Genomic DNA, 14579 nt, shown 5'->3' with positions numbered 1-14579 from the left:
GACGATGTGAAGTGGAAGCCGGATGGGAATGAGAGTTCATCGTGACCGGGGTCAGGCGTTGCCGTTGCTGTTGGTGGCGCTCGCCGTTGCGTTGATCGCGGTGGCCGTCGTGGCTCGATTCGGGTCGATCACCGACGAGGCGGCCAGGGCCCGTACCGCCGCGGACGCGGCAGCCCTGGCCGGGGTGGCCGAAGGCCGCACGGCGGCGCGGCAACTGGCCGAGGCCAACGGGGGAGTGCTCGTCGACTATGTCGACGAGGGCTCGACCGTCGAGGTCGTCGTCCGCGTCGGCACGGCCGCGGCGCGGGCGCGGGCCGAAGCGCAGGTCGAATGGGTGCGCTGAGCCGGGGGAGTGCCACAGTGGGGTTCGTGCCGCTCGGACTTCGCGACGTCGTGGACCATTCGCCGTTCCCGGGAACCCCTTTTCGGTGGCGGATGGGTGTCCGCAACCTGGCCGTCGAGAACTGGCTCCAGATCGACGATCGACGCGCACTCGACCTCCTCGAGAAGGATCTCCTGTCATTGCGTCACCCGGAGCAGACATTCGTCGCACGGGCCGGATCGGAAGCGTCGGCCCGGGAAGTCGTCGATCTGGTCGCCGAGTCGCTGGCGCACCATGGCCACACGCTCAGGACGGGGGCACGACACCCGCTCGACACCGCGGCCCGCAGTGTGCAGGAGGACCTGTGTCTGCTCGAGCGCGACATGGGAGGCGACATTCCGCGATGGAGGCTCACGGCCGGATCGGTCTGCTTTCCGACCCGCTGGGACCTGCGGTCGAAGCTCGGCTGCACGCTCACGGAGATCCACGCGCCGGTGCCCGGCTACGCGGCGCAGGTGGGCGCTCATGTCGATCGGTTCTTCGACCGGATGGTTCCGGGCGCACTGGCCAGCCGATTGAACTGGTCCGTGGTCGGTGAAGCGACCCGTCGACTCGAGCCGCGGGATCGTCAGGCCCCGATGGTGCTGCCCGCGAATCCCGGCACGGATCTCTTCGTCCGCATCGAACGACAGACCCTGCGTCGCCTCGTCCACCACGACGCGATCGTGTTCGGCATCCGCATCCACGTCTGGTCGCTGGGCCAGGTCGCGGAGGATCTTCCCGGGTCGGCCCTGGCGGAGATGCTCGACGCGATGCCGTTGGATGTCGCTCGCTACAAGGACCTCGATGGGCTTCGCGGCGAACTGGCGAAGTGGCTTCGCAACCGCGTCGAATGACGTCGAACAGTTTGATCGTCGAGGTGAAGCGCCCTCGACGAGTTCGTCCCCTACACTTTCCCGGTACTCCAGTCGCGGGCGGCGGCGGAGTGCGCACCACACCATGAGCGAGCTCCCCGAATCCGACGACGCAACCTTCCGTCTCGCCACTGGCGAGGAGTTGGTCATGCCTGGCGACGACGAATTCTCGTCGTCCACGACCCGCGACAACGGCCGCCCGGCGGCGGCTGTGCCGGCCCGCGGCACCGCACCCCGACCGAGCATGCGCGACCGGCGCACCGCAGGGCGTCTGCGGGCCCGCAAGGTTCGACGGTTGGTGCGCCATGTCGAGCCGTGGTCGGTCCTCAAGGTCTCGCTGATCTTCTACTTCTGCCTGTGGGTGATCCTGCTGATCGCCGGCGTCATCTTGTGGAGCTTCGCGGTGGGATCGGGCACCGTCGACAATGTCGAGAACTTCGTCCAGGAGCTCTTCGCGCTCGAGAGTTTCGCGTTCAACGCCGACGAGATCTTCCGGGCCAGCGCCATCGGTGGGCTCGTCCTCGTGGTCGCCGGTTCCGGGTTCACGGTGCTGATGGCGGTGCTGTTCAACCTCATCAGCGACATCACCGGTGGTGTCCGCTTCACCGTGGTCGAGGAGGAGACCGCTCGTCCGCGACCCAAGCGGACCCGCCCCCGTCACGGTGCGAGCGTGCGAATGGCCGGAGGGGCGGGAGCCCGCGAGATGCCCACCGCGCCGCCGACCCTGCTGGAGGACGGCGGGCGCGGTGAACTGGCCGGGGCCGACGATCGACCGGGTGGTCCCGACATTCCGATTCTGCCGACGGCGCAGGGCGCGCAGGCGGGGGAAACCTCCGGCTGAACGGTTCGGTCCACATCGCACATCACGTTGGCGACCGCGACCGGTGACCGGTAGCGTGATCGCCTCACGGGGCTATAGCTCAGTTGGTTAGAGCGCACCCCTGATAAGGGTGAGGTCGCAGGTTCGACTCCTGCTAGCCCCACGGGAACTTCCGAGTTCCACGGAGGTTCGCCGACGGGCGAAACTCCCCGCATCCGTGAGGAGAGTTCGATGGGCGGTCGTGGTCTGTTGACACTGATCCGCCGGGCGATGGTCGCGTTGTTCGCCGGAATCTCGGTCGCCGCAGCGATCCGCGTGCGCGGCAGTGGCGGTGTCCCTCCGCAAAAGGGCGGGTGGCGCGAGCTCGAGGGCCCCGACCTGCAATGACGCGAGTCCGATGAAGGTCGTCATCTTCGGTGCCGGGGCCACGGGATCGCGTGTGGCCCGCCAGCTGCGTTCGAGTGGCAAGGTCACCTGTGTCGAGATCCGAGATCAGCAGGAAGCCAAGGCGCGCCAACTCGTCGAGACCCTGGGGAGTGGGGCGGAATACGGCGAAGGTCGCCAGATCGCCGGCGACACCGATGCGGTGGTCCTGGCGACACCGCCGGGATCGCAGGCCGCGGTCGCCCGTCGAGCCGTGCACCGGGGGGTCCCCGTGGTGGCGACCTCCAACCAGATGTCGGAGGTCCGACGCCTGCTGACCCTCGACCAGGAAGCACTGCACCACGGGGTACCCGTCGTGATCGGTGCCGGGTTCATGCCGGGGCTCACGGGTCTGCTCGCTCGCCATGGCGCCGCTGAACTCGATCATGTCGACGAGATCCATGTCGCGAAGGTCGGGACCGGCGGCCCGGCATGTGCGCGGCAGCATCATCGGGCACTGTCGTCGACCGGTCTCGATTGGCGGGACGGCAAGTGGACCCGCCGGGCCGGTGGCTCCGGCCGTGAGCTCGCGTACTTCCCGGACCCGATCGGTGGTCGTGACTGCTACAGGGCCGGGTTGCCCGATGCCCTGCTGCTGGTGCCGGAGTTCGTCGGGGTCGAGCGGGTCACTGCTCGCCAGGCCGCGACCCGAAGAGATCGGCTCACCGCGCCGCTGCCGATGTTGCGCCCACCCCACGCCGAGGGTGGCATCGGTGCGGTCCGGGTCGAGCTGCGAGGGCGTGTCGGTATCGAGCGCAAGGTGTTGGTGATGGGGGCGGTCGAGCGTCCGGCCGTCGCCGCCGGCGCGGTCGCTGCCTGCACCACCCTGCACGTGCTCGCCGGTGCTGCCGCTCCCGGGGCATACGGGTTGGCCGGGATGGCCGACTCGCTGACGCTGTTGCGGGCCGTCGGTGACTGCGGCGTGCGCCCGATGCGGTTCGAAGGCGTCACCACCTTCCTGTAGCCCGGCGCGAGATTTCGTGGTCAAGGTCGGATCGCAACATGCCGTAGTTCGTTGCAACGACGCCGATTCCGGGCCATTTGGCACATTTTTCGAGAAATCGCTAAAGGCATTCCCGCGTCGCGCCGAAACCTTCTCTCGCTGGAAGAAGTTCGGTGACAGGACCGAACATCACAACTCACACGAGGGAGATCCGGGGCGATGAACAAGGGCGAGACCGAACAGAGGATGCGGAGCACACGGGCGAGTCGCCGTCGGGTCCGCCCGACGCAGGGCGCCGGCTCCATGGATGCCGAGCTGGCGGAGCTCATCGAGGACAACCTGCCCCTGGTGAAGCACATCGTCTTCCAGGTGGCGGTGCACTTCCCCCGCCACGTCGACCGTGACGAACTGGCTCGGGCCGGTGCGCTCGGTCTGGTCGAAGCCGCCCGCCGCTACGACGAGGACCGTGGCGTCCCCTTCGAACGATTCGCCGCCCAGCGCATCCGGGGGGCCATCCTCGATGCGGTCCGGGCCGCCGACTGGGCCCCGCGCTCGGTCCGCAACCTCGCCCGCAAGCTCGAAGGCGCCGAGCAGCGGCTCGCCACCGAACTCGGTCGGGTCCCGACCAAGGAAGAGATGTCCGATGCGCTCGGCATGAGCCAGAGCGAACTGAACCGACTGCAGGACCGGATGTTCCGCTCCGTCGTGCTGGCCCTCGAACACGAGACGGCCGACGATGTCGAGAAGGACCTGACCCTGGTCGACGTGCTCGTCGACGAGAGCTCGATCGAGCCCTCGGCCGAACTCGAGACCCGTGAGCTCCACGGCTATCTCCGTGATGCCATCTCGCTCCTGCCCGAGCGTCATCGCCTCGTCGTGGTGGGTTACTTCCTCGAGGGGCGTACCTCGCAGGATCTTGCCGACTTCCTCGGTGTCACCGAGTCCCGCATCAGCCAGCTCCGCTCGGAGTCGTTGCTGATGCTGCAGGAGGGCATCGAGGCCCAGTACCTGTCGGAGACCCCCGACCCGTGTGACGTCACCGGTCGGGTCGCCCGACGCAAGGCGACCTACGCCAAGGGCATCTCCGAAGCATCGGCCTTCGCCGATCGCATGGAACAGATCAACCTGATCGAATCCGACGCTCCCGCCATCCTCGGGTTGCGATAGCGGACCACCAGAACTGCGACTGGGAGGGTCACCTCCCGTCGCCAATGCCGAAACCAGCACCGCTAGCGTGGCGACCCATGGGTCGCCACGCTGCCGTTTTGTCCTGGGTCGTCATGAGCCTGGTGCTGGTCGCCACGGCATGCGGCGACGGCACCTCGACCGGTTCGAGTTCTCTGGCGACGACGCCAGAGGGTGGGGTCACCGGGGCGATCGAGTTGTGTCTCGGCGAATCGTTGCCGGAACCGGAGCTGCTCGAGGTCGGCGTGATCCGCGAACTCCCCGACAACGGCAACGACCATGTGTTCTGTCCGAGCTACGACCAGCGGCCCCCGGCCAGCGGTGATCACTTCGATGTGTGGCAGAACTGTGGGTTCTACTCGTCGCCGGTCCAGGACCAGACAGCCGTCCACGCCCTCGAGCACGGCGCGGTGTGGATCTCGTTCTCGCCCGACCTCCCGCCGGATCAGATCGATGCCATCGAAGCTCGGCTCGACGGCGAAGAGCACCTGCTCGCCGCCCCGTATCCGGGGTTGCAGAACCCGATCGTGATGACGGCCTGGACCCGACAACTGGCCCTCGACGAGATCGACGATCCGCTCTTCGAAGAGTTCATCGACACCTATCAGGCCCGGCGTTCGCCGACCGCCCCGGAGGCGGGGGTGAGTTGCGGCGGGGCGATCGGTTCGCCACCCGCGGATCCCGATGCCGGGTTCCAGGCGATCGCCGAACAGGTTCTCGGCGGCTGAGCGTCAGCGCCAGAGCCCCAAAAGGGCATCGTGGACGGCACCGTTGGTACCCACGCCCGATCCGGTCCTCCAGGCGTCGGGTCCGTCGTCGCCGTCGAAGGTGCTGTAGCGCCCCCCGGCCTCGGGGATGATCACCGCCATCGGGGCGACGTCCCAGGGGTTGGCGAGCGGGTCGATCATCGCTTCGGCCCGCCCGGTGGCGACCAGGGCATAGCCGTAGGCATCGCCCCAGGTGCGAAAGACCATCGGACTGCGCAGCACCGCCCGCAACGCGTCGTCGGGCCAGTAGCCGAATCCGCTGGTCATCGCGTAGGCGCCATCGAGGGTCGCCTGGTCGCTCACCCGGCACGGTTCGCCGTTGAGGAACGCGCCACGACCCCGACCGGCCCACACGGTCTCGCCGAGCGCCGGGAGGTTGATCACGCCGACGGCGGGGCCGTGCTCGTCGACCAGGGCCAGGAGGTTGCTGTAGAGCGGGACGCCCTTGGTGAAGGCCTTGGTGCCGTCGATCGGATCGATGACCCAGGTCCGGCCGCTGGTACCCGTGGTGTCCTGGTGTTCCTCCCCGATGACGGCGTCGGCGGGGAAGCGGTCGCGGAGTTGCTCGCGGATGAGTGTCTCGGCCGCGAGATCGGCGGCGGTGACCGGTGATCCGTCGGCCTTGTGATCGACGGAGAGGGCCGTGGTGCGGAACCATCCCAGGGTGAGTTCGCCGGCGGCGCGGGCGATCTCGACCGCAGTGGCGACGAGGGTCTCGTCGACGGGGGGACGATCAGACATCGGTGGTCAGCCTCCTCGGGGGGCGAGGGAAGAAGGTCGCGGTGCGGGCCACATAGTCGGCGTAGCCCTCTCGGCGCTTCATCAAGCCCCGTTCGAGCATGGCGACGCCGGAGACCTTGAGCAGCATGAAGCTCATGACGGCGGGGCCGATGATGCCGAATCGGGCGTCGGACGTCTCGGCGGCGACCAGGAAGATGCCCCACCAGACGCAGAAGTCGCCGAAGTAGTTCGGATGCCGGGTGTAGCGCCACAGACCCCGGTCCATGACGGTGCCGGCATTCGCGGGATCGGCCTTGAACCGGGCCAACTGGGCGTCTCCGACGGTCTCGAAGAAGAGCCCGACCCCCCACAGCGCGACACCGACGACTGCGAGCCAACCGATGCCGGGACTCGCCGGCGTGGCGGCGAGCTGCACCGGGAGCGACACGATGAACATGATGACGCCCTGCAGGCCGAACACCGTCACCAGCGACCGGACCGCGAAGCGCTCGCCCTGGCGTCGGCGCATCGACTGGTAGCGGAAGTCCTCGCCCTTGCCGTGGTTTCGCCACCAGAGATACAGCGTGAGCCGTCCACCCCAGATGGTCACCATGGCGGTGAGCAGGTTGCTCCGGTCGACGTTGCCGTCGCCGATGACTCGGGCGACCCACGCCACCATCACGAACCCGGCGCCCCACACGATGTCGACGATGCTGGCGTTGCGCAGCGGCAGGCTCACGATCCATGTCGTGACCATCACGATGGCGATGGCGATGGCGACGCCGACCATGACGTCGAGGTGTCCACTCATGGTCGGAACTCCTGTCCGGGGGGCAGCGATGAGGTGCTGCCCGTTCTACGTTCGACGACCCGTTGCTGGATCCACCGATCCATGTCGATCCATCGATCCATCAGCCAGGTGACGAAGTCATCCTCGTCGTCGGGGACGTCGGCGCGGGCGATGCGCCACAGACGGACTCTGACGGGGTGGGTCAGCGGGATGTTCGCCCGGATCGCGGCGAGGTCGCCGAAGTCCTCCATGCCTTCATGGGCGACGAGGACCAGGTCGGCGCCGGGAGCCCCTTCCATCAGGGCCAGGGTGCCGGCCGGGCGTGGCGGGAGGAGGTGTTGGAGCGAGCGCACGGTGGCCTCGAGGTCGGGCCGGGTCTCCGCGATGCGCGTCGCCGCTCGATCGAGTCGCGCCGGAGTGTAGAAGGTCCCCTCCGGGAAGATCACGGCGACCGTGTCGTCGTCGACTCCCCGGGCCAGCTCGCGGATGCGATCGGTGAGCGGCGAATCGGCGTCCGGCGAGCGATCGACGAAGACGTGGGGCATCCGGTTGCCCACGATGTCCATCGCCGGCGCCCACTGGAGGTCGTCCTTGAGCGTGTAGCGCAGGTGATGACCGCCTCCGGTGCCGAAGAGGAGGAGCGGGAGCACGGAGTCGGCGTGACTCGAGTGGCGGCTGAGAACGATCGCATCGGCCCGGACGACCTCGTCGGGGGTTTCCACCACCCATCGCAGCCCGGCGAAGCGACGCAGCGACGTGATGTGTCGCTCGCCCCACCACATCATCAGGCGATGGAATCGTTCCTGCGCCAGGGGGCGGTCGAGTCGGCCGAGGTGAAACGCCGTCATCGCGATGGCGCTCCACGTGCCCAGCCCCTCGTTGAAGAGGATCGAGAGATAGAGCAGCCAGACCCGCGTGCGTCGCATCGGCGCCCTGGTGACGAGGTCGGCGACCACTGTGATCGGGAGGACGACCGGCGTGAGGGCCACCAGCACGAAGAAGACGACGCTGACCGTCGTGATGCTGATCGGGCGTCGGACCGCCGGCCGCGGGAGTGTCGTCATCGGTGGGTTCATCGCCGGAATCGGCGATGCACAGCCCTTCTTCGGTCGGCCAATGCGGCGGCGCGGGCGGCTTCGTCGACATGGGGGTGATCGTCGGGCATCGCGTCGGCGACGGCATCGAACGCGATGACCTCGCCGTGCGGTGTGGGGGTGGTTGTCGCCCAGATCCAGCGGTACGCGATCATGCCGAGGGGCCGACCCTCGGTGTCGATCCAGTTGGGTACGCCGGGATCCCGGTGGCTGACGACCACCCGGACCCTGCCGTCGGCATCGACATGGCACTGTTGGTCGTTGAGGCTCGTCTGGGCATGGGCCAGGTCCCCCGACTCGAACCACGGCCAGGTGTGGGTCTGGATCGACCAGTGGAAGGCGTCGGGCTGGTCGAAGGTGATCAGCCAGGCGTCGTCGTCGGTCAGGTTCCAGTAGCCGGCGCCGTAGACGATGTTGACGGCGCCACCCTTTGCTCCTCCGGGCGAGAAGAGGACGTTGTCCATGCCTTCGGGTCGGGCGGTCTCGATGTAGCGCAGCCAGAACGGCATCGAGGTCTCGATCCAATGGGCGGCCTCGTCGAGGCCTTCGGCCGCCCGCTCGACGGTGAGCTCCGCCGGCCGTGATGCAGCGCTGTCGAGGCGCTCGATGTGGAAGTCGGGGATGGCGTCGTTGGTCCAGTCGACGACGTACACCCGCACCGACAGCTGGCGCACGGCGGGGTCGGTCGCCATCCAGTTGCCCGGATGTTCGTCGGGCGAGATGACGACGTCGAGCTGGTGGTCATCGATGCGGAGGTCGCGCAGCGAGGTCTCGCTGAACACGCCGGAGCGACCGAGCTGCATGTCGCCCTCGCCGAGCGAGAGGATCGCCTCGCGGCATCCGGTGACGTCGGCGGTGAGTCGATACGTGCCGGTCGGATCGATGGCGCACCGCAGATAGTTGTTGTCGGCGTTGGGCCCGCCCCACTTTGTGACGTCGTCGTCGAACCGGTGGAACGCCGGAAAGTCGGGATCGCGGAACTCCATCGCGTGCTGGAGGGCGAAGGTGGTCTGACGGGTGAGCGCGCGCAGGCCTTCGGCGCGGTCGCGGTCACTCGTGACCATCGGATCGGTCAAGACGGCAGTGCCCGCATCGGAAAGGCGGCGACAGAAGTCCTGCCATGCACTGATCGGATCCATGCGGTTGATTGTCCCGCGGTCGCGCTGCGCTGTCAGGTCCCCGAGTGCGAACGCCCATCCGGCAACACCCGCTTGTGATCTTTGGATGCTTTTCATATGATCTCCCTACCAGAACGAAGGAGTCCACATGTCCGACGTCGCTGCCGTCGCCGCCGACCTCGACCGGTTCCGAGCGTCGGCGCTCGACGCGCATCGGGGTGCGGCGGCTGCTCGTCGGCTGGCCCTCGATCTCGACCGGCGACGTGAGGTCATGATCCGACGCGACGACGAGAGTCGTGCCCGCCACACCGACGACGTGTGGTCGTCGGTCGCGGCGTCCCGCAGTCGCGCCGAGCTGGTCTTCCATGTCGGCGGCTGGTTGCAGCGCAGTGCGGGAGCGTTGCGCGACACGACTATGGCGCTCGAACTCGAGGCTCGCCGCCTCGATTCGCTCGCATGGTCCTATGGGCGCCAGGCCGACGTGGCGGAGGAGGAACTGGTGCGGGCGACCGCGAGCTCGCCGGATCAGGCGGCGCTGACCCGATCGGTGTCGAGCACATCGCCGGCCGGGTAGAACCCCCGAAGGGCGCGTGGCGGCCGGAACGGCTTCCAGTCTCCGTCCCGCTGGGCCAGGCGATTGGCGATCACGTACACGGCCGCCGGATTGTGGCCGAGACCGCAGTGGCTGCCGTAGACCTCGACATTCTCCATCTGTGGCAGGTCGCGGTTGAGGCACTGATGCCAGCTCACGACCCCGTCGGTGCGCGTGTAGATCGACGTCGTGGGGACCATGAGCGGTTCACGGGCCCAGCTCGGCACGCGGGGGACGCGATGGTCGTCGTGGTGGCGTGAGCGAAGCGCCGCGAACGCGACCCGGGCGTTGGACTGTTCGGGTCCGGTGGTCTGGAAGGGGCTGCCGAGGGTGATCACCTGTCGGGTCGTGTGGGGTGCGAGCCTGGCCATCTCCCTGGCGAACAGGCCGCCGAGCGACCAGCCGATGATGTCGATCGGACCCCGGTCCCGGTCGAGTCGTTCGATGAGGTCGATCAGGCCGTCGATGATCCCCGCGGTCGGTCCGAGGTTGGTGCCGAGACCCCAGCCCTGGGTTTCGTAGCCGAGCGTGCCGAGGAGCAAACGCAGGGGCTTGGTGCTGGCATCGCCGGCCATGAACCCCGGGAGGACGAGCACGTGGCGGCCGTGGCGGGCCCGCGGCAACAGTGCGGCCATGGCCGGAGCAGTGGCCGCGAAGGCCCCGAATTCGGGTGCGGCGCGTACCTCCATCAGCGCAAGGAACGGATGAGGCGGCTTGACCATCGGCTCATGGTGTCAGCGCGGCCGCGACGGCACAAGCACGGTGCCGTCCCCGGATCAGGATCCGGGCGTGGGGATGACCATCGTGGGGAGTTCCGGTGCGGGCCCCCACGCGATCGCTGCCTTCGAGAATCCCTGGGCGACCGCGATGGTGAGGGTCAGCTCGGCCAGCTCCGCCCGGGTCAGTTCGTCGGGTGCGGGACCCGGCGACCGTGCGCCGATCACCGTGTCGGCCCAGTCGACCGTGGCTTTCCATCTCGGGGTGAGGTCGGACCGGGCGACGTCGCCGTCGATCATCGCGACGGCTTCTTCGGTCAGTCCCTGCTGCTGCGCACCTGCGAAGCGGAGGTTGCGTCAAATGCCGCAGTCGGTGATGCGGGCGTTGCGGAGGCGCCCCACCTCCTTCGTCGCCTCGTCGACGATGCCGTGCTGCCACAGCTCGGCGTAGAAGGCGTCGAACCGGGCGTTGAGTTCGTCGTCGTGTTCGAAGAAGTTCATCGAGTCGGGCGGGGGCGGGAATCTCACGGGAGCGCCTCCCACACGACGGCGGCACGCGCCTGGGCTTCGATGGTGGCGAGCGCGATCGTGAAGGCGGCGGCCTCGGCGTCGTTCAGGTGGGAGCGGACCGCCGCGGCCAGCTCGTCGGTGACCGCGTGCGGATCGATCACCCACATCTCTGCGAAGGCGAGACAGGCGGTGACGACGTCGCTGTCGGGTGCGGGTGCGGGCGACGTCGGGTGGCGGCCGGCGTCGGGTGGCGCGCCGACGAGTGCACAGACGCGGGTCCGACAGCGCTCGAGGAGCCCGGGATCGACCCGGCCGTCCCAGACGCCGTCGAGCAGATGGGCAAAGGCTGCGGCCACGCCCGGTTCGAGTTCGTCGATCATCGTCACGATGGCGTCGACACTAGGTCCTGTCGATTGCCCGGGCGAGCCTGGTCACCGCTTCGGCCAGCTCTGCCGGTGAGCCCGTCGCCCAGCTGAGACGAAGATGCTGCGACAGGTCGCGGTCCACGGCGAAGGCGGAGCCGGGGACGAACGCGACGCCCTGGTCGAGGGCCCGGGGGAGCAGCTCGTCGGTGGTCACCCCGATCGCGAGCGACGCCCACACGAACATGCCACCGCCGGGTCGGCGGAACTCGATGCGGTCCCCGAGCTCGCGTTCGAGCGCAGCGCACAGGGCATCGCGTTTGGCGCGGGTCGCGACCCGCAGCGTGTCGAGATGCTGCGGGTACCAGTCGGCACCGAGGGCCCGCAGGACGATCGCCTGCGAGACGGTGCTGGTGTGAAGGTCGGCCGACTGCTTTGCCCGCTCGATCGCCCGGGTGAGCCAGGTCGGCCCGATCGTCCACCCGACCCGTAGGCCCGGCGCGAGGACCTTGGAGCTGCTGCGCAGGTGCACCACCATCGGGTGGGGTGCGGCGATGTCGTCGGGGGGAGTGTCGACGAAGAGTTCGCGATACGGATCGTCGAGGACGACCAGGAACCCGTAGCGCTCCGCCAGTTCGAGCAGGCGGTGGCGCCGACTCGCCGAGAGCGTGCCCCCGGACGGGTTGTGGAAGTGGGGGACCAGATACGCGAACTTGGGGCGCAGGCCGCCGCGCAGCGCCGCGTCCAGCTCGTCGATGTCGAGGCCGTGGTCGTCCACGGGAACGGGAGCCAGGCGGGCACCGGCGCGCCGGAACGACTGCGCCGCGCCGAGATACTCCGGATCGGCGACCACCACCGTGTCCCCGGGGTCGACCAACACGCCGGCGAGCAATTCGAGACCCTGTTGCGACCCCGTCGTCACGACGACCGCGTCGATGTCGGTCGCGCACGGTGTCGTCGCGACGATGTGGGCGCGAAGGTCGCGTTCGCCGGCGGTGAGACCGTATTGCAGGGTGCGCCGTCCGTCGTGACGCAACACCTCGGCCGCGATGTCGGCGAGGGCGGCGGTCGGGAACCGGTCGGGGTCGGGAAGGCCCCCGGCCAGGCTGATCATGCCCGGTTGCTGGGCGTGTTCGAGCAGGTCGCGGATCGCCGACGTCGTCGCCGCACGAGCGCGGGTGTTCAGCAGATGGGCAGGCATTCGGGCAGCGTGCGCCTCGGTCGTGCCGATCCGGAAGCCCCTGCCGATGGTGGTACCACCAGTGGTAGGTTCACGCCCGGAGGACACGACGTGCAGCGCGATGAGTTGGGGGAGTTCCTGCGAACCCGCCGGGAGCGGTTGCGGCCCGCCGACGTCGGGCTGCCCGCGTCCAGCGGGCGGCGGGCGACCGGTCTGCGACGCGAAGAGGTGGCGGTGCTCGCCAACATCGGGGTGTCGTGGCTCACGCGACTCGAACAGGGTGGCGCCAACCGTGTTTCGGCCGAAGTGCTCGACGGCCTGGCGACGGCGCTGCGGTTGTCCCGCCCGGAACGCGAGCATCTCTTCGGGCTCGCCGATGTGCACCCGCCCGCGCCGACGGTCGCCGGGCAAGCGGCCGATCCCGCCCAGCGCGCCCTCGTCGACGGCCTCGACCCGAACCCGGCCTACGTGCTCGACCATGCATGGAACCTGGTGTGCTGGAACGACGCGGAAGCCGCGCTGTTCCCCGTCCTGCATCGGGCGACCGATCCGAACCTGCTTCGGCTCACGCTGGAGACGCCGGATCTCCGTTCGTTCATGACCGACTGGGCCGACGAGGTCGAGCGGCTGGTGCGCCAGTTCCGTTTGCACCTCGGGCAGTACCCCAGCGACGAGGCCGCCGCACTCGCCGAGGATCTTCGGGGCACCCATCCCGAGTTCGCCGCCGCGTGGGCGGGGCACGACGTTGCCGTGTTCTCGCCCCAGACCCGGCGCTTCGTGCATCCGACCGAAGGAGTACTGATCTTCGACCACCACCGCCTGTTCCTCCCCGATCATCCGGGCTGGAGCGCCGTCATCTACACACCGTCGGCGGACACACCGACCGCCGAACGCTTCGGACGGGTCCGGTTGCGGTCCTCCGCCGACCGAGGACCTAGCGCAGATCCCAGCTGAGGTCGAACGAGCGCACGGCGCGGGCGAAGATGTTCGGCTCGACATCGGGTTCGCTGATCACGCGGAGGTTCGTGACCCGTTGTGTGAGCGTCTCGAAGAGGAGCCGGAGCTCGATGCGGGCAAGGTTGGCGCCGAGACAGAAGTGCGTCCCGTGGCCGAACGACAGGTGGGGGTTGGGGTCCCGTGTGACGTCGAACTCGTCGGGTCGGTCGAACACGGCCGGGTCGCGGTTGGCCGCCGGGTAGACGAGGGCGATCCGGTCGCCCGCCGCGATCGCCGTGCCCGCGACCTCGGTGTCGGCGGTCGCGATGCGGAACATGTTGTTGAGCGGAGTCACCCAGCGGATCAGCTCCTCCACCGCGAGCGGGACTCGGGTGGGGTCGTCGGCCAGCCCGTCCCACACGTCGGGATGGTCGGCGAGGGTGCGCAGTCCGTGGGCGATGACCGTGCGGGTGGTCTCGGCACCCCCGGCGATGACGAGTCCCGTCTCCATCACCATGGTGGGACCGTCCATGCCCGCGCCGAGCCAGTCGGAGAAGAGGTCGTCGGCCGGTTCGGCGACGCGCTGGGGGAGCACGGTCTCCATGACGGCCGCCCACTCCTGGATGCTCCCCATGAACGATGCGAACAGCGCCGGGTCGTCGGCCGCCGAGTCGATGCGCATCTGGCGCTCGGACCAGTCCTTGACCTCGCGCCAACGGCCCTGGCCGAAGCCCAGGAGTTCGGCGGTGACCCGGCACGGCAGCTGGGATGCCAGCGCGTCGACGATCTCGACGCGTCCGTCGCTCGACACAACAGCGATCGCGTCGTCGACCAGACCGGTGACGAGAGCGGCGTAGTGCTCGGAGTGGTCACGCACGGCCTTCGGTGTGAACCGACGGTTGACGATCCGACGCTGGGCCAGATGTTCGGGGTCGTCCTTGCTGATCATCGTTTCTTCGCCCGGCGACGGGTTGAGGCGATAGGCGCCACCGCCGTCGGCCCGGCTTGCGAACGTGGTGGGGTCGCGCTCGACCCGCAACAGGTCGGCGTGGCGAGCGACCAGCCAGAAGCCGCTGCGCTCGTCGCGCCACAAGCCGTCGTGGCCGAGCAGGTCCCGATAGTCGGCCTGGGGGTCGTGTTGCCACCAGGTCGGGTCGAGGATGTCGGTGGCCGGGCTCATCGGGCGA

19 protein-coding genes and 1 tRNA gene are annotated in these 14579 nt (G+C 68.8%); 10 read left to right on the top strand and 10 right to left on the bottom strand.

The annotated features are described in order from the left end of the window. Positions 1-22 precede the first annotated feature (22 nt). From R2707_17045 to R2707_17010, 8 genes are all read left to right on the top strand, one after another. Entirely contained in the window at positions 23-343 is a 321-nt protein-coding gene (locus R2707_17045; protein MEZ5246804.1) for a pilus assembly protein TadG-related protein, read from the top strand. A gap of 26 nt (positions 344-369) precedes the next feature. Beyond that, positions 370-1218 (top strand): DUF3445 domain-containing protein, encoded by an 849-nt coding sequence (locus tag R2707_17040; protein MEZ5246803.1) that lies wholly within the window; start codon positions 370-372, stop codon positions 1216-1218. Between the two features lie 103 nt (positions 1219-1321). Beyond that, positions 1322-2077, top strand: a complete 756-nt coding sequence (locus R2707_17035; GenBank protein ID MEZ5246802.1) for a DUF3566 domain-containing protein — start codon at positions 1322-1324, stop codon at positions 2075-2077. 68 nt (positions 2078-2145) lie between these two features. Then, positions 2146-2219: transfer RNA gene (locus R2707_17030), tRNA-Ile, on the top strand. Positions 2220-2287: 68 nt separating this feature from the next. Further along, positions 2288-2443 (top strand): hypothetical protein, encoded by a 156-nt coding sequence (locus R2707_17025; GenBank protein MEZ5246801.1) that lies wholly within the window; start codon positions 2288-2290, stop codon positions 2441-2443. Positions 2444-2453: 10 nt separating this feature from the next. After that, on the top strand, positions 2454-3443 hold the full coding sequence (locus tag R2707_17020) for a Gfo/Idh/MocA family oxidoreductase (GenBank protein ID MEZ5246800.1): 990 nt from the start codon (positions 2454-2456) through the stop codon (positions 3441-3443). A gap of 282 nt (positions 3444-3725) precedes the next feature. Beyond that, positions 3726-4589 (top strand): FliA/WhiG family RNA polymerase sigma factor, encoded by an 864-nt coding sequence (locus R2707_17015; protein MEZ5246799.1) that lies wholly within the window; start codon positions 3726-3728, stop codon positions 4587-4589. 77 nt (positions 4590-4666) lie between these two features. After that, the gene (locus tag R2707_17010) at positions 4667-5335 is read left to right on the top strand and encodes a DUF3105 domain-containing protein (protein ID MEZ5246798.1); all 669 of its coding nucleotides are present in this window, start codon (positions 4667-4669) and stop codon (positions 5333-5335) included. A gap of 3 nt (positions 5336-5338) precedes the next feature. Here the strand turns inward: R2707_17010 and R2707_17005 are convergent, their stop codons facing one another. From R2707_17005 to R2707_16990, 4 genes are read right to left on the bottom strand one after another with little or no spacing between them, the layout of a single operon-like run. Then, a complete protein-coding gene (locus tag R2707_17005) occupies positions 5339-6115 on the bottom strand; it encodes an inositol monophosphatase family protein (GenBank protein MEZ5246797.1) in 777 nt (258 codons plus the stop codon). After that, on the bottom strand, positions 6108-6905 hold the full coding sequence (locus R2707_17000; GenBank protein ID MEZ5246796.1) for a DUF1295 domain-containing protein: 798 nt from the start codon (positions 6903-6905) through the stop codon (positions 6108-6110). The genes R2707_17005 and R2707_17000 overlap by 8 nt, the downstream gene beginning before the upstream one ends. After that, complete coding sequence (locus R2707_16995) at positions 6902-7948, bottom strand: lysophospholipid acyltransferase family protein (protein MEZ5246795.1); 1047 nt, start codon at positions 7946-7948, stop codon at positions 6902-6904. Before R2707_16995 ends, R2707_17000 begins: the two co-directional genes overlap by 4 nt. Before the next feature lie 8 nt (positions 7949-7956). Then, the gene (locus tag R2707_16990) at positions 7957-9117 is read right to left on the bottom strand and encodes a hypothetical protein (protein MEZ5246794.1); all 1161 of its coding nucleotides are present in this window, start codon (positions 9115-9117) and stop codon (positions 7957-7959) included. Positions 9118-9244: 127 nt separating this feature from the next. Here R2707_16990 and R2707_16985 point away from each other — a divergent pair, with 127 nt between their 5' ends. After that, positions 9245-9670, top strand: a complete 426-nt coding sequence (locus tag R2707_16985; GenBank protein MEZ5246793.1) for a hypothetical protein — start codon at positions 9245-9247, stop codon at positions 9668-9670. Here R2707_16985 and R2707_16980 read toward each other — a convergent pair. Genes R2707_16980 through R2707_16960 form a run of 5 tightly spaced genes read right to left on the bottom strand, consistent with a single transcriptional unit; the run spans position 9622 to position 12477 of the window. Beyond that, positions 9622-10410 (bottom strand): alpha/beta fold hydrolase, encoded by a 789-nt coding sequence (locus tag R2707_16980; GenBank protein MEZ5246792.1) that lies wholly within the window; start codon positions 10408-10410, stop codon positions 9622-9624. The two genes, R2707_16985 and R2707_16980, sit on opposite strands and share 49 nt — an antisense overlap. Before the next feature lie 54 nt (positions 10411-10464). Beyond that, entirely contained in the window at positions 10465-10704 is a 240-nt protein-coding gene (locus R2707_16975; protein MEZ5246791.1) for a hypothetical protein, read from the bottom strand. Positions 10705-10761: 57 nt separating this feature from the next. After that, positions 10762-10932, bottom strand: coding sequence for a hypothetical protein (locus R2707_16970; protein ID MEZ5246790.1), 171 nt, complete (start codon positions 10930-10932; stop codon positions 10762-10764). Continuing rightward, complete coding sequence (locus R2707_16965) at positions 10929-11300, bottom strand: hypothetical protein (GenBank protein MEZ5246789.1); 372 nt, start codon at positions 11298-11300, stop codon at positions 10929-10931. The genes R2707_16970 and R2707_16965 overlap by 4 nt, the downstream gene beginning before the upstream one ends. A 13-nt stretch (positions 11301-11313) precedes the next feature. Continuing rightward, complete coding sequence (locus R2707_16960; GenBank protein MEZ5246788.1) at positions 11314-12477, bottom strand: PLP-dependent aminotransferase family protein; 1164 nt, start codon at positions 12475-12477, stop codon at positions 11314-11316. A gap of 90 nt (positions 12478-12567) precedes the next feature. Between R2707_16960 and R2707_16955 the strand changes: the two genes are divergently transcribed. Beyond that, positions 12568-13410, top strand: coding sequence for a helix-turn-helix transcriptional regulator (locus R2707_16955; GenBank protein MEZ5246787.1), 843 nt, complete (start codon positions 12568-12570; stop codon positions 13408-13410). Here the strand turns inward: R2707_16955 and R2707_16950 are convergent. Continuing rightward, positions 13391-14572, bottom strand: coding sequence for a cytochrome P450 (locus tag R2707_16950; GenBank protein ID MEZ5246786.1), 1182 nt, complete (start codon positions 14570-14572; stop codon positions 13391-13393). The genes R2707_16955 and R2707_16950 overlap by 20 nt on opposite strands. Positions 14573-14579: the final 7 nt, after the last annotated feature.

It is taken from the genome of Acidimicrobiales bacterium (genome assembly GCA_041394245.1).
Classification (GTDB): domain Bacteria; phylum Actinomycetota; class Acidimicrobiia; order Acidimicrobiales; family Aldehydirespiratoraceae; genus JAJRXC01.
The sequence above is the reverse complement of the archived record's forward strand: the minus strand, read 5'-3'. Positions and strand labels throughout refer to the sequence as shown.

Bases quoted from the DNA above. Each gene is read 5' to 3' on its own strand.
- R2707_17020 (MEZ5246800.1), top strand. From the start codon at position 2,454: ATGAAGGTCGTCATCTTCGGTGCCGGGGCCACGGGATCGCGTGTGGCC.
- R2707_16960 (MEZ5246788.1), bottom strand. From the start codon at position 12,477: ATGCCTGCCCATCTGCTGAACACCCGCGCTCGTGCGGCGACGACGTCG.
- R2707_16975 (MEZ5246791.1), bottom strand. From the start codon at position 10,704: ATGATCGACGGCGACGTCGCCCGGTCCGACCTCACCCCGAGATGGAAA.
- R2707_17015 (MEZ5246799.1), top strand. From the start codon at position 3,726: ATGGATGCCGAGCTGGCGGAGCTCATCGAGGACAACCTGCCCCTGGTG.
- R2707_16995 (MEZ5246795.1), bottom strand. From the start codon at position 7,948: ATGACGACACTCCCGCGGCCGGCGGTCCGACGCCCGATCAGCATCACG.
- R2707_16985 (MEZ5246793.1), top strand. From the start codon at position 9,245: ATGTCCGACGTCGCTGCCGTCGCCGCCGACCTCGACCGGTTCCGAGCG.
- R2707_17000 (MEZ5246796.1), bottom strand. From the start codon at position 6,905: ATGAGTGGACACCTCGACGTCATGGTCGGCGTCGCCATCGCCATCGCC.
- R2707_16980 (MEZ5246792.1), bottom strand. From the start codon at position 10,410: ATGGTCAAGCCGCCTCATCCGTTCCTTGCGCTGATGGAGGTACGCGCC.
- R2707_17035 (MEZ5246802.1), top strand. From the start codon at position 1,322: ATGAGCGAGCTCCCCGAATCCGACGACGCAACCTTCCGTCTCGCCACT.
- R2707_17005 (MEZ5246797.1), bottom strand. From the start codon at position 6,115: ATGTCTGATCGTCCCCCCGTCGACGAGACCCTCGTCGCCACTGCGGTC.
- R2707_17045 (MEZ5246804.1), top strand. From the start codon at position 23: ATGGGAATGAGAGTTCATCGTGACCGGGGTCAGGCGTTGCCGTTGCTG.
- R2707_16950 (MEZ5246786.1), bottom strand. From the start codon at position 14,572: ATGAGCCCGGCCACCGACATCCTCGACCCGACCTGGTGGCAACACGAC.
- R2707_16990 (MEZ5246794.1), bottom strand. From the start codon at position 9,117: ATGGATCCGATCAGTGCATGGCAGGACTTCTGTCGCCGCCTTTCCGAT.
- R2707_17025 (MEZ5246801.1), top strand. From the start codon at position 2,288: ATGGGCGGTCGTGGTCTGTTGACACTGATCCGCCGGGCGATGGTCGCG.
- R2707_17010 (MEZ5246798.1), top strand. From the start codon at position 4,667: ATGGGTCGCCACGCTGCCGTTTTGTCCTGGGTCGTCATGAGCCTGGTG.